This is a genomic window from Treponema sp. R8-4-B8, from assembly GCF_054786175.1.
In genome coordinates, this window is record NZ_BDHE01000485.1 from 1 (window position 1) to 13,204 (window position 13,204).

General features: G+C 43.9%; 11 protein-coding genes. 3 read left to right on the top strand and 8 right to left on the bottom strand.

Annotated features, from left to right (window positions below):
* Positions 1 to 94 precede the first annotated feature (94 nt).
* Positions 95 to 274, bottom strand: coding sequence for a hypothetical protein (locus ACYVRA_RS12170; RefSeq protein WP_461252981.1), 180 nt, complete (start codon positions 272 to 274; stop codon positions 95 to 97).
* A gap of 232 nt (positions 275 to 506) precedes the next feature.
* On the opposite strand from ACYVRA_RS12170, the gene ACYVRA_RS12175 reads away from it, so the two are divergent.
* Positions 507 to 803, top strand: coding sequence for a BrnT family toxin (locus tag ACYVRA_RS12175; protein WP_461252982.1), 297 nt, complete (start codon positions 507 to 509; stop codon positions 801 to 803).
* A complete protein-coding gene (locus ACYVRA_RS12180; RefSeq protein WP_461252983.1) occupies positions 775 to 963 on the top strand; it encodes a hypothetical protein in 189 nt (62 codons plus the stop codon). Before ACYVRA_RS12175 ends, ACYVRA_RS12180 begins: the two co-directional genes overlap by 29 nt.
* 37 nt (positions 964 to 1,000) lie before the next feature.
* Here ACYVRA_RS12180 and ACYVRA_RS12185 read toward each other — a convergent pair whose 3' ends face one another.
* The 4 genes from ACYVRA_RS12185 to ACYVRA_RS12200 all read right to left on the bottom strand — a co-directional run bounded on the left by ACYVRA_RS12185 (position 1,001) and on the right by ACYVRA_RS12200 (position 6,685).
* A complete protein-coding gene (locus tag ACYVRA_RS12185) occupies positions 1,001 to 1,501 on the bottom strand; it encodes a hypothetical protein (RefSeq protein WP_461252984.1) in 501 nt (166 codons plus the stop codon).
* A gap of 1 nt (position 1,502) precedes the next feature.
* Positions 1,503 to 5,885 (bottom strand): acyl-CoA dehydratase activase, encoded by a 4,383-nt coding sequence (locus ACYVRA_RS12190; RefSeq protein ID WP_461252985.1) that lies wholly within the window; start codon positions 5,883 to 5,885, stop codon positions 1,503 to 1,505.
* A 202-nt stretch (positions 5,886 to 6,087) separates the two neighbouring features.
* Complete coding sequence (locus ACYVRA_RS12195; RefSeq protein WP_461252986.1) at positions 6,088 to 6,393, bottom strand: type II toxin-antitoxin system RelB/DinJ family antitoxin; 306 nt, start codon at positions 6,391 to 6,393, stop codon at positions 6,088 to 6,090.
* A 106-nt stretch (positions 6,394 to 6,499) separates the two neighbouring features.
* Positions 6,500 to 6,685 carry a hypothetical protein gene (locus ACYVRA_RS12200; RefSeq protein WP_461252987.1) on the bottom strand — a complete coding sequence of 62 codons (186 nt, stop codon included), beginning with the start codon at positions 6,683 to 6,685 and terminating at the stop codon, positions 6,500 to 6,502.
* Between the two features lie 359 nt (positions 6,686 to 7,044).
* Here ACYVRA_RS12200 and ACYVRA_RS12205 point away from each other — a divergent pair, with 359 nt between their 5' ends.
* Positions 7,045 to 7,656, top strand: coding sequence for a hypothetical protein (locus ACYVRA_RS12205; protein ID WP_461252988.1), 612 nt, complete (start codon positions 7,045 to 7,047; stop codon positions 7,654 to 7,656).
* A 472-nt stretch (positions 7,657 to 8,128) separates the two neighbouring features.
* On the opposite strand, the gene ACYVRA_RS12210 is transcribed toward ACYVRA_RS12205, so the two are convergent.
* The 3 genes from ACYVRA_RS12210 to uvrC all read right to left on the bottom strand — a co-directional run bounded on the left by ACYVRA_RS12210 (position 8,129) and on the right by uvrC (position 13,189).
* Positions 8,129 to 8,314, bottom strand: a complete 186-nt coding sequence (locus tag ACYVRA_RS12210) for a hypothetical protein (protein WP_461252989.1) — start codon at positions 8,312 to 8,314, stop codon at positions 8,129 to 8,131.
* 438 nt (positions 8,315 to 8,752) lie between these two features.
* The gene (locus ACYVRA_RS12215) at positions 8,753 to 10,945 is read right to left on the bottom strand and encodes a hypothetical protein (RefSeq protein WP_461252990.1); all 2,193 of its coding nucleotides are present in this window, start codon (positions 10,943 to 10,945) and stop codon (positions 8,753 to 8,755) included.
* A 237-nt stretch (positions 10,946 to 11,182) separates the two neighbouring features.
* On the bottom strand, positions 11,183 to 13,189 hold the full coding sequence (uvrC, locus tag ACYVRA_RS12220; protein WP_461252991.1) for an excinuclease ABC subunit UvrC: 2,007 nt from the start codon (positions 13,187 to 13,189) through the stop codon (positions 11,183 to 11,185).
* Positions 13,190 to 13,204 lie beyond the last annotated feature (15 nt).

Below are 13,204 nucleotides of genomic sequence, written 5' to 3' on the forward strand. Positions count from 1 at the left end.
CCAGATGAACAAACTGAGGCGAGATTTATCTCGCCGTCCGCGCCGCGGTCAGAGCGAGGTATGTTGCAGTTTTTAGAAAGGTAATTAATAGCCATTAAAACCCCTCACTTGCAGAACGCACGCCGCCTAAGGCGTGCAGATGAACAAATCCCAATCGCCCCGGCGCCGAACAGCTCTCTCCAGATGAACAAAATGAGGCTTGCTTTAGCAAGCCGTCCGCGCCGCGGTCAGAGCGAGGTATGTCACACTTTTTAGAAAAGTTATTAATAGCCATAAAAACCCTCCTTCGCAGAATGCACGCCGTCTAAGGCACTTTGACTCTCTTTGAAATGTTTATTTGTTTTCATGGTAATATAATAGCACATTTTAGAAAAAATGTCAAAGAAAAAGGGGGGCGGCATTAATGAGCGCGTTTTTCGATTCTTGACAATGGCTAAACAAAGAAGTTAAATTATTAATATGACCTTTTGGGCGAAGAAAAATGGGAAGAACGGTAACAAGCGCTGATGGACGCTTTGAGTGGGGATGAAGACAAAAGTAGAATCAACAAAAAACTTCATGGGTTGTATTTTGATGAAATTCTACCTGCTTTTGATGATCCTTATCTACTTGAAATGTACGATGAACCCCATTCTGCTTTTGAGACCCGTTTTAGGGGATTAGCGGAATTACAGGATTTTATAATCTTGTATCTGGCATATACTGAACCGAAAAGCGGACGGACAAGGATAATATTCACCCGGTTTGCTGAACCTATTGAGGAGAGGGAATATTATGAATGGCGTAGAAACTTTATCACCTGAAAGAATTGCCGAAATAAAAGCTTTTAAGAACACTGACTTTTCTGATTGTCCAATCATGACAGAAGAAGAACTCAAAAAACTTCGACCTCGTCACCCTAAATACTATAAACAAGAAAATCAAGCCATGCAGAATTGCCTTGATGCCGTTGTACATGGGTGACAGAAAGTACTCTATTAATTCTTTAGCCATACATCAATCATTGTTTTAAACTTTCAAGTACCTTCACATCGCTGAAATAAAGCGCGTCAATATGTCCAAGCCGCAGATCCGCGTTAAAGCGCCTAAGCAGTTCCCGTTTTGCCGCATCTTCATCTATTTGATTGGCGTTTTCCGCAGGAAGGGAAGAAAAATATTCCGTCGTTTTCGCTTTAAAATCGTTGATTTTCGCGGCAAGTTCTTCGGTAAAAGCAACGTCGTTGGCGGAGTAGGGGAAGGCGATGGAAAGAAGCAAGGTTGATGAATTTGACAGTGGAATTCTAAGATGTTCTAATCCTGAATAGACGCGGATGTCTTCATCTTTTGCCGGTTCGGTTTTAGCGGAATGACCGATTACAAAAACAGGCTCTGCGTTACGTGAACGAATAAGTCCGATGATAGTGCCGATTAACAGTAAAACTATTAACGCGCCCGCGATAAAAAGCAACGCGAGATATATGATTCTGGGAATTTTTTTATTTGGGAGATTAATTCTTTTCATTTTAAGACGCCTTGCGCAAACTTTGCGCGTTCATTATTAACATCTGCAAACGATTTTCTATGTTTGCGAAACTTACGTCAGGATCGTAATCCAAAGGCAGGATTTGAACGGCGGGGTAGTGTTCCTTGATTTTCTTGATTATCCCGCGTCCGCAGATATGATTTGGGAGGCAGCCAAATGGCTGCAGTATGATAAACGATCTTATCCCTTTTGCGGCATAATGAAGAATATCACCAGCAATCAGGAACGATTCGCCGGAAAGAATCGAATGATGCATTATGTGATCGCTTAATTTTGCGACTTCTTCCAAAGTCACGTCAGGCTCGTACAGTGGATGGGCTTTGGCGATTCTGTCCGTGTGTTTGACGGCATAATCCATAAATTTACTTCCAACCATCGCGTACAATGTGTCGTATAACGAATGTTTTACCTTAAATTCTTTTATCTCGGAAATGGTGTGGTTAAGGAAAAGATGGCGGTAAATGCCGTACATCCGGGGGAAGATTACTTCCATTCCGTTTTTTTCCAAATATTTTTCCACTTCCTGATTTGATCCGGGATGGAAGGTAAGAAGATATTCCCCCTGTATAAGCACCTGTTCCTTTAATTTTGTGCGGTCATATCGGACTTTGCATAACTGCTTTATTGCTTTTTTAAAAGGTTTAATTGATCCAGGAATGCCTCTCTTTGCGATGCCGTTGGCTATTTCTACAAACGCGTTTTCTACAAGTTTGTCCGTCTCCCCTTTTTGCAGTTCGTAGGGGCGTATTTTGCGCCGTAAATTTTCAAGCGCGTCTGCCTGGATTATGCCCCAAACGACATTGGCGTAAGTTACGGGAGTAAAATTCATGCCCGGGTGCGCGTTTTTTAAATCTAACATATCCGTAGTTATAACTGGAACCTGCGGAAATCCGGCTTCATCAAGGGCTTTTCTTGTAAGCGGCATATAATTAGCCAAACGGCAATCGCATAATATTTTCGCCGTTCCTATTACTGTATTGTCAGGATCGTACTTTCCACTTTTAAGCGCGAGGATCGCTTCTCCTATTATAATCTGCGCGGGCAGACACATGTCGTTATGCACATATTTTTTTCCCATCGCGATAGCTTGAGCGCCGCCCATTGGCAGAGGTTCCACGCGGTAGCCGTCTTTTATAAGGCTTGCCGTTAAAATAAGGCAGAACGCCCTGCTTACATTCGGAATAAGAATTATTTTTTCCTTGTCGGTTTTTCTCAGTTTTACGGGATACGGGTCTTTCATCGGCTTTACGTTATGCGCCACTTGTTTGCGGCGCGTCATTACCGTTTCAATAAATGAACGCACCCTGATTCGCAGGGGGCCTGAAATTTCGCTCTCGTCCATTTTTAAAATTAACGGCGATTTGCCTGAAATTTCGTCCATTATGCGGACGATTTCGTCGGTGTAAACCGCGTCATGCCCGCAGCCGAAACTGAAAATGTCAACATACTCAAGCGCCGGATGTTCCGCGGCGATAATTGCGCCCGAGAGCAGGCGGGCATGGTTGTTGTTTGTAATTTCTACGCGCGACATGTTCAAAGGAGTTTTTTTAAGATTGGGAAGAGAATCAAGCGTTAATACGGGTATGCCAAGACTTGTAAAATACCGCGACAGGTTATGGTTGATATGCTCGTCATATTGATAATGCCGCCCGGCGATAACTACGGCAAATTGTCCCTTGCGCTCAACGTCTTCGATAATTTTTTTGCCGTTTTCGATTAAAATGTTGTTAAAATCTTCAAGCGCCTTCTCTCCCTGTTTGATTGCAGCCATAACTGTTTTTTCCGGTATGTTAAACGTTTCTTTCATATAACGGCAAAGTTGTAAATTCTGTTCCCTTTTTGAAAACCAGTGGAAAATGGGAGTGTCAAACGGAATGTTGTGTTTCTCCTGCGGGTTATTAGAAAATCTTATAGAAAGCGGATAACCTTTCAATACGGGGCATGTAAAAGTGCTGAAACGCTCCGGGTTATCAGGCGGCAATCTGTTAATCTGCGGAAAGAAAATTCTGTCAACTTTTTTTTCTATTAAATCTTCTATATGCCCGTGAACCAATTTGGCGGGGAAGCAGACCGTATCGGAGGCGACATACTGAATGCCCTTCTCATAAAGCTGGCGCGTGCTTTTCCGGGATATTTTTACGTTAAATCCAAGAACGCTCCAGAATACTTTCCAGAAAGGCATATTACGCCAGAAATCCAGCACGCGCGGAATGCCTATTGTTATGTCCTTTGACGGCAAAATTTGACTAAAAGGATAATCTTTAAAAAGGAGTTCGTCCCTGAGTTTAACCATGTCGGGAACGGCTTTCATAATTTTTGTTATTTTATCCGCTTCTTCACGTAACGCCGTATCTTTAGGATCGCCTACAAGTTCCCCCCTCTCGCAACGGTTGCCAGTGACCCATGTAAGGCCGTTGTAAAAACGTACTAAAGTGCGGTTGCAGTTATTTCCGCAGAAGGGGCATATAATATTTGCTTCCTGAGTGTAGTCAAATTTTTTAAGCTCTTCAAATCCGATAAAGCGCGAATGGCCGCTTGTGCCGTGAGGTGAAGTGTAACCGTGTTCGGCGATTTCCCTTTTTGTCAAAAGCGCAACTCCGATAGCGCCCATTTCTCCCGGATACGGGGCGCGCACGACAGACTTGCCCAGATACTGTTCCAACGCCCTCAGTACCGCGTCATTTTTAAGAGTGCCGCCCTGCACTACGATTTTTTCTCCAAGTTGGGCGGGGTTTGATATTCGCACGACCTTTGTAAAAACATTTTCAACTATCGATCTGCAAAGACCCGCCATTATGTCGTCAACCTGTTTGCCGTTTTTCTGTTCGGTGATAATTGTGCTGTTCATAAATACGGTACAGCGGCTGCCAAGACGCGCGGGATTTTTTGCGTTAAAAGCGGCTTCGGCTATTTTATCGACAGGGATGTGCAGAGTCTCGGCGAATGTTTCAAGGAACGAACCGCAACCCGACGAGCAGGCTTCGTTCACGGTAATATTTGTAACAATGCCGTTAGAAATATTAATCGCCTTCATGTCCTGTCCGCCGATGTCCAGAATAAAACTTACGCCGGGAATATATTTTTGCGCCGCCGCCGCGTGGGCTACGGTTTCCACCGTGTGAAAATCGGCACCTAACGCTTTGTCAAAGAGCAATTCCCCGTAACCGGTAGTCCCTAAGGCGATGACCTCAAGATTTATACCGGCGTTACGGTATTTTTCGTACATATCCAGAAGAGCTTTTTTAATAACCTTGAGCGGCTCGCCCTTGTTTGGGCTGTAAAAACAATCAACTACATTTTCATCTTCGTCTATCAGCACAAACTTTGTCGTGGTGGAACCCGCGTCAATGCCAAGATAAACGCGAAGCGTTTCCCTATTTTTTTTATTAACTAAATCCCTGTTAATGGATTGAATTTTATGACGCGCTGTAAAATCTTCGCGTTCCGCTTCATTATTAAAAAAGTTTAAATTCTGCATCGACGTATTTCCCGTAACAATTTCACGGTACATGGAAAGGGATGTAAGCGCCGCCTGCGGGCTGAAGTTTTTGTCATAATTCGCAAACATTTCATTTATGGAAAGCGCGGCTCCATAAGCGATAAATAACTCGGCCTTTGGCGGCACGATAATGTCCGAATCGGAGAGCCCAAGCCGTTGCGCGAAAACGTCAATTAATGTGGGATTAAAAGTGAGAGGGCCGCCTTCAAAAACGACGGGCGGCTTAATTTCAAGCCCTTGCGCGAGGCCGCCTATTGTCTGCTTCGCAATAGCGTGAAAAGTGGATAAGGCTATGTCTTTTACCAAGCCGCCCTGATTTAAAAGCGGCTGAATGTCGGTTTTTGCGAATACCCCGCAGCGGCCTGAGATGTCATAAACCTGAGTGCCTCCCGCCGCGAGAGCGTCAAACTTTTCCACGGGGGTTCGCAAAAGGGAGGCGACTTCGTCAATAAACGCCCCCGTTCCTCCGGCGCAGCTTCCGTTCATTCTCATATCGCCCGCTATAAGCTGATTAGTGGCGTTGTCATGGAAAAAAAAGACGATTTTCGCGTCCTGTCCCCCAAGTTCTATCGCCACCCTTGCCTGCGGGTAGAAAATCCGCACCGCTATCGAATTGGCGACCACTTCCTGAATAAAGGGCGCGTGGATCATATCGGCTATTATTCTTCCCCCCGAACCGCAGAAGGCGATTCTGAATTGGTCGTTGGGGAAAACCGTAAAAATTTCCTGTAAAAAAGCGTAAACCTTTTCACTCTGGCAGGCGTTATGCCGCTCATATCTGGAATAAAGTATCTCTTTTGTGCCGCTCTGTATCACGACGGCCTTTACCGTCGTGGAGCCTACGTCAATGCCTATGTGTAACATTTGTTGTCTTTAATATATATGAATTTTTAGGCTTTTTCAATAATTGGATTGTGAAAGACTCACACAAAGAACACAAAGAAAGAGAAGGACACGAAGGGGGAGAGGGGGTTACATGGTTTCTTTACCGGTTTGGGATTTTGTTAAAAAGGCAAGCAATCTTTTTTTGTCTGTAGATAAGTAATAAATAGCTCAAATGGCTCCATTAACCATTTACCGCCCAATCATAAACTTCCGGGTTTTTGTCTTTGTCTACAAGGATATTTCCGTCCGCATCTGTCGTTAGTTCTATCTTTTTGAGATTACTCTTCAGAGCCGCCGCGGCAATTTGTTCGTCCAGTGTGAGGTTTACTGTCGGCTGGAATGGCAAGCGGCGTTCCGCTATTATTTGCCGGAAAAACATATCTATTGCCGTTGTCTGGTCTATTCCCATTTGCCTTAAAAGCTGAGCGGCTTGCTCTATAATTTCTGTATCTATCTTAACATTTATATTTGATTTTGCGTCTGTCATAATAATTACCTCACTAAAAATATACAATTTAATAACGATGTTTTCAACATCTTAACGTTATTTCTTGGCTGACATGTAAGCTTCACGATACTCTCTTTTCTCTTCCTTACTGTTCTTCGTGTGAATTCTTTTCGTAAGAAACATCTATATCATCTATTTGCTGTTGCGCTGCTATAAATTTTTTTCTGTCGGTATGAGAAGGAGAATCGTAAGATTTTGTTCTGCACATTCCGCATGAACAATGTATCTTGCCTTTCGCGAAACGCCCTATATCCCCCCTCCTCTTGACCATGCGGATACATACTTATCTCCGCCGCATCGCCTCAAGATACGAACTTTTCTGCAAATGACCCGCTGACGCTGAGAGCGCCTGTATGCTCTGCTTTTTTTCATTATTTAATAATATAGCATAAAATAGTTATTTTCAACTGCTTCATTACCCAAGAGACTCACACCAAAAACATAAAGAAAAGAGAAAAGAGAAGAAAGAAGAAAGAAGAGGGAAGGAGACTAGAAAACAGAGGAACCGGGAAAAAAAAGAATGAGATTGTAGATGAGGTAGACGAAGAATTTGAAGAACAAGAACAACACGAGGAATTCTCCGAAAATACTATTGCAAATAATAATAAAATCTTAAACAATGAAGCAAATGTGATGAATATGATGACTTCACAACAATTATCAGCAGGTCTGAACAATCAACAACTTACTGGCGCACAACGAAAAGCTGAAAACATAGCAGCTACAAAAGCCTTTGCAAAAAGTAATTATCCAAAAGAGACTTTTATTTCAGACCCAGTACAATTTGAGGCTGCTAATAAACACACAAAAGGACTTATCCTTCCAGAAGGAGTTAGTGTTGCGGCATCAAGAATACCAAATAACCCTATACAACGAGAGATATTGCGTAAGGAACTTAAACAAGCAGAAATACTTGCAAAGCATGAAGCTTCAGTTTATCTCATTCCAGAAAAAGCGGGTTATAAAATTAAACCAAAAGATGCAATCGTCAATGGGAAGTTATTTGAATTTAGAACAGTTGAGGGGAATGCTGATACTTTCCAGTGGGAGTTTAGAAATGCAAAAAAGAAAGGTGCTGATACCAATATTTATATAAATGATTTGTCAGGTATAAGCAAAGACGAAGCAAGGCATAGGATTTGGTTGGTTTTAAGACGACATCCCGAATATACAGGTCATATTATTATGTCGTTTGAAAATGGAAGTAAAATATATTTTTGGGATACAGGAGATTTTAGGTAAAAAAACCCCTGCCTTCCGGCAGGGTCGGTAGGGAGCGGCTGAACTGAATCATAACCACTCCCTATTTATAATTTACGATGGTTAGGGGAGAAAATCAAGCGTTTTTTACCAAAAATTTTAGATAAAAAACCCGCCTTACGGCGGGGCGCTACCCGGGACGTAACTGAATACTAACCCCAGATGCTTAAAATATAGCATAGGAGACAGAAAAAAGCCAAGCGTTTTTTACCGGAAAAATACGACATTTTTGTTTGGGCGGCAAAAGAAAAAAAGCCTCAGTTTTCTTTACCGCAGGATTTGCATTTCTTGGCGAACAATCCGCCTAATTTGCCGCCGCAGTATTTGCATAAGCCTTGCGTCTGTCATAATAATTACCTCACTAAAAATATACAATTTAATAACGATGTTTTCAACATCTTAACGTTATTTCTTGGCTGACATGTAAGCTTCACGATACTCTCTTTTCTCTTCCTTACTGTTCTTCGTGTGAATTCTTTTCGTAAGAAACATCTATATCATCTATCTGCTGTTGCGCTGCTATAAATTTTTTTCTGTCGGTATGAGAAGGAGTATCATAAGATTTTGTTCTGCACATTCCGCATGAACAATGTATCTTGCCTTTCGCGAAACGCCCTATATCCCCCCTCCTCTTGACCATGCGGATACATACTTATCTCCGCCGCATCGCCTCAAGATACGAACTTTTCTGCAAATGACCCGCTGACGCTGAGAGCGCCTGTATGCTCTGCTTTTTTTCATTATTTAATAATATACTATTAATAAATTATTTTCAATTACTTGCTTCGCAAAGATTTCACACTAAGATCACAAAGGTACAAAGATCACAAAGAAGAGGGAAGGGGTTTTTGTCCGAGGGCTATGCGTGGGCTTCACGATACATTATTCTCAAATTTTCTCTCGCAAAGGCGCGAAGGCGCGAAGGCGCGAAGTTGTTGTTCGACAGTCCATTATTGATCAAGATATATAATTTTAACAACAAATCTTGAAGGAAAAACGACAATCTCACAAACAACAACCTTTGCGCCTTCGCGCCTCTGCGAGAGGATATTCTTAGGAATATTTACTAAAAAAAGCCTCAGTTTTCTTTACCGCAGGATTTGCATTTCTTGGAGAACAAGCCGCCTAATTTGCCGCCGCAGTATTTGCATAAGCCTTGCGCCTGCCATTGTTCTGCTTCCCTTTCTTTTTTTATGTTTTCTTTAAAAAGTTTTACTTTCTCTTCAGAAATAGGTCCAATATCGCGCCAACCGCTGACCTTACTACAATCACCATAAATAGTTTTCCCAACCACGACAACCGTGCCGTCCGCTTTTAAGCCGAATGTATAAGAATCACTGGCAGCAATGCCGACAATATCACGCAAATCGCTGACATTACATCGGCCATGTTCATTACTCCCGACCGCGACAACCGTGCCGTCCGCTTTTAAGCCGACTGTATGACCATATGCGGCAATGCCGACAATATCACGCCAACCGCTGACATTGCATTGGCCATCTTTATTGTCCCCGACCGCAACAACCGTGCCGTCCGCTTTTAAGCCGACTGTATGCCAACCTGCGGCAATGCCGACAATATCACGCCAACCGCTGACATTGCATTGGCCTTCTTTATTGTCCCCGACTGCGACAACCGTGCCGTCCGCTTTTAAGCCGATTGTATGACCATAACCAGCGGCAACCGCTACAATATCACGCCAACCGCTGACATTATTATTCCCGACTGCGACAACCGTACCGTCAGCTTTTAAGCCGACTGTATTAGAATAAAATGCAGCAATGCCGACAATATCACGCCAACCGCTGACATTACATTGATGACTTTCATTGTCCCCGACTGCGACAACCGTGCCGTCCGCTTTTAATCCTACTGTATAGCAGTTATTAGTAACAATATCATCTTTTGCTGCAGCAACCGCGGTAATATTACGCCAATCGCTACATTGGCCATCTTTATTGACACCGACCGCGACAACCATGCCATCCGCTTTTAAACCGACGGCATGTCTACCACTTGCAGCAATACATACTTTATAATTGGCAATCCGTTCACGGGCTTTTGCCATTTTTACCTTTTGTTCGACTTTAGCTTTTCCTTCTGTTATTGACGCTTTTTTCTCCGCTAAGTCCTTTTCCACAATGGAAATAATCAGTTTAAATTCTTTTGCGAAATCAAGAGTGTCAAAATAGGGGAGTTCTTCGGTAAAAGTTGCAGGTAAGGTTGCTTTTGATGCTCCGCCAAGCGAAGCAAGTTCTGATAACATGGTCTTAATATTGTCGTAATCTTTTTTTGCGGCAATAAACGCCGCATTTTTCAATTTTTTAACCAATGCGGCAAATTGCTCCGTAATACTTGAAAAGTCTTTGTCAAGGTATACTTTTATGCAGTAATTTCTGTCCGCAAGAACCACATTTTCCAAATCAGCTAACGCGCCCTGCACATCGCCAAGCAGCGCCTTACACCGGGCGCGGTTATACCGGGCTTCCAGCATTTGCGCGGAATAATCGTAGGATTGACCGTATGAACCGGCGGCCTGTTCCAGACAACTTTTGCAATCCGCGTTGTTTTTCGCGTGCAGTAAATCCAACGCCTTGGTCTGTTGGGCAAGCCCAAGATAAAAATACATTTCGGACGCCAATATCCGCGCGTCATCCTGTTTTCTTGCGTCCGGCGTTATAAACTTCACTGCGTTTTTAAGCGCGTCAACTGCCGCGTCCAAATCTATAACATTGCTGAATTCGCTCGCGCCAAACAGATAGGTTTTGCCCAACAGAAACCATGAAATATAATCCGTCTTGTTGGAAGAAAGAGCTTCAAGCAGATCGTTTCTCGCTTCCTCATAAAAGCCTTTGTCGTAATTTACCTGCGCCCTGCGGAATAATTCCCGTGTTTTAGTCAGCGAGGGATTGTTGAGAATATCGTTCATTGTGTCTAGCCGGTCGCAAATGGCCTGCGCGGATTTTTGAACAGCCGAGTTCATGGCGGCAAAACCCAAGCTCATCTGCGTGCCCATAGAGCCTATTTGACGCGACATGTCTGAAAATCCCGAATTAAACGCCCCAATCATTTGCTGCGTATTGTTGTAGATTGCGTTTGTAGTCGCTATCTGCGCGTCAACGATTCTAGAACTAATGCTTTCGGCACTGCGCGTTATAGAATCCGTAATATCCCGCGTCATCGCAATTTTTTGCTGGTAATCCTTATAAGCAATCTCCCCCGCTATCCCCGAATCATAATAAACAGGCGCAAATTCAATATTGTTTGCCATTTTCCACTCCTTTTCTTATACAATATTAGCATAAATTTGTATTATTTGTAAAGTATTACCTTTTTTCGCAAAGATTTCACACAAAGATCACAAAGGAAGTAAAAAGCAATGAGCAGTGAGCAATGAGCAATGAGCAATGAGCAGTGAACAATGAGCAGTGAACAGTGAGCAGTGTTTTTGTCTGAAAGCTATGCGTGGGCTTCACGCTAAGCTCTCGAACAAAAAACCCACTGCTCACTACTCACTGCTCACTTCCTCTTTCGCCAACTTAGCCACCGCCCGTACCGCTCGCGCTGTACTCTCGCTGATGCGGCAGCGTTCCGCTATTTCTTTAATATCCGCGGCGGCGATATTCGCGATTGATTCATAGGCTTTCATTATTGCCGCCGCGCGTTTGGGGCCTACTCCTTCCACGGATTCCAGTATCGGGAAAAAAAGGTCTTTTGATCTAAGCCGTTGATTAAGGCCTGTAGCAAAACGGTGGCACTCGTCGCGCACATGCTGTAAAACTTTTAACGCTTCCGATTGCCTTGATAAAACCAGAGGCTCTTTCGCCGCAGGAAGCCACAGTTCTTCTTCGCGCTTGGCAAGACCGACAAGGCCGCAGTCCGCGCCTAGTTCATCTAACACTCCTTTGGCGGCGTTCACCTGTCCGATGCCGCCGTCTACAAGTATTAAATCGGGAAAGTCTTTTCCTTCACGGATAAGGCGCGAATAACGCCGCCTGACAACTTCGCGCATGGCGGCAAAATCGTCCACTATTCCAATCACAGTACGCAGTTTAAAGTAACGGTAATTCTTGCGGTCTGGAACACCGTTCTTAAAAGAAATTAAAGAAGCGACAGGATGCTTTCCGTCAAGCTGCGCGATGTCAAACCCTTCAATCCTCTCAGCCCTAGTTTTCAAATTTAAAACGCGCGTCAATTCGTCAATAGCCGGCCCCGCCCCCCTTTCCTTCAACCTTTTCCGCAAATCTTCCTCAGCGTTCTGCCTAGCCATAGCCATAATAGCCGCATGATGTTTTTCAGCAGGAGAAAGCAACAACGGCTCATACCCAAATTTCTCCCCAAACCAATTTTGCACTAACTCCAAATTCTTCCCCCCCAAAAGCATTGTCCCCTCTCCCCGCAACGCAGCCCCGCCATTTCCCTCTTCTCCCTCTTTTTTCTCTTTTCTCTTTTCTTTCTTCTCTTCATTTCCCTCTTCTCTCTCTTCTCCCTCTTTTTTCTCTTTTCTCTTTTCATTCTTCTCTTCCTTTGCGCCTTTGCGCCTTTGCGAGAGGTATTCCTGTAAATAAATCTTCCCCGGCGGACGGCGCGAACTATCATAAAAAGAAGTAATAAAAATCTCCAACGACTCCCATTCGTCCGCGGCAGAGCGCGCACGGTAGAGGTCTCGCCCTGTCATTTTGCCACCGCGCATGGAAAAGACGGTAAACGTGGCAAGCACTCCGTTTGCCGCCCACGCGATGTAGTCCCTGTCTTCGGGGTTTAGATCCTCTACGGCGCTGTCTTCCCCTGCAAGGTTTTCAATCGCCCTGATAGTATTCCTTATTTGCGCGGCTTGTTCAAATTGCGTAACTCTGGCGGCCTCGTGCATTTTTAAAGTAAGGTCTATAATCAACGCTTCAGTTTCACCTAACAGCAGTTTTTGCACGCGTTCCACGTGAAGCGCGTAATCTTTAACGCTTATTTTTCCGCAGCACGGCGCCATACAGCGGCCAATGTGGTAATACATGCACGGCCCGTTTTTTCTGATTGTCTTGCACTTGCGAAGCGGAAAAAGTTTGTCGATTAATTCCATCATTGTATTTACGCTTTGAATGTCAGCAAACGGCCCAAAATAAAGGCTCTTGTCCTGAATTATTCTGCGTGTGCGAAAAATGCGCGGAAAATCCTCGTGCGTTATGCGAATAACGGGATAGGTTTTGCCGTCTTTTAAATTGATGTTGTACTTCGGCGTATGCTGCTTGATTAGGGTATTTTCCAACAGAAGGGCTTCGTATTCGCTCTGGACGATAATGGTCTCGATTGAATTTACGCGGCGGAGCAGGGTAGCCGTTTTTATGTCCTTCGCCCCCGAAAAATAAGATTTTAACCTGTTTTTAAGCGATTTTGCCTTGCCAACATAGATAATTTCCCCGTCAATATCCTTCATTATGTAAACGCCGGGCTCAGTCGGAGCGTCAAGGGCGGCGGCTTTGAGTTTTTCCAAATTATTTTCTGAATTTGCCTGATTATTCATATCAATTTATGCCGA

Coding starts and splice junctions, on each gene's coding strand:
- ACYVRA_RS12170 (WP_461252981.1), bottom strand. CDS start 274: ATGGCTATTAATAACTTTTCTAAAAAGTGTGACATACCTCGCTCTGAC.
- ACYVRA_RS12185 (WP_461252984.1), bottom strand. CDS start 1,501: ATGAAAAGAATTAATCTCCCAAATAAAAAAATTCCCAGAATCATATAT.
- ACYVRA_RS12180 (WP_461252983.1), top strand. CDS start 775: ATGAATGGCGTAGAAACTTTATCACCTGAAAGAATTGCCGAAATAAAA.
- ACYVRA_RS12175 (WP_461252982.1), top strand. CDS start 507: ATGGACGCTTTGAGTGGGGATGAAGACAAAAGTAGAATCAACAAAAAA.
- ACYVRA_RS12210 (WP_461252989.1), bottom strand. CDS start 8,314: ATGGTCAAGAGGAGGGGGGATATAGGGCGTTTCGCGAAAGGCAAGATA.
- ACYVRA_RS12215 (WP_461252990.1), bottom strand. CDS start 10,945: ATGGCAAACAATATTGAATTTGCGCCTGTTTATTATGATTCGGGGATA.
- ACYVRA_RS12200 (WP_461252987.1), bottom strand. CDS start 6,685: ATGGTCAAGAGGAGGGGGGATATAGGGCGTTTCGCGAAAGGCAAGATA.
- ACYVRA_RS12195 (WP_461252986.1), bottom strand. CDS start 6,393: ATGACAGACGCAAAATCAAATATAAATGTTAAGATAGATACAGAAATT.
- uvrC (WP_461252991.1), bottom strand. CDS start 13,189: ATGAATAATCAGGCAAATTCAGAAAATAATTTGGAAAAACTCAAAGCC.
- ACYVRA_RS12190 (WP_461252985.1), bottom strand. CDS start 5,885: ATGTTACACATAGGCATTGACGTAGGCTCCACGACGGTAAAGGCCGTC.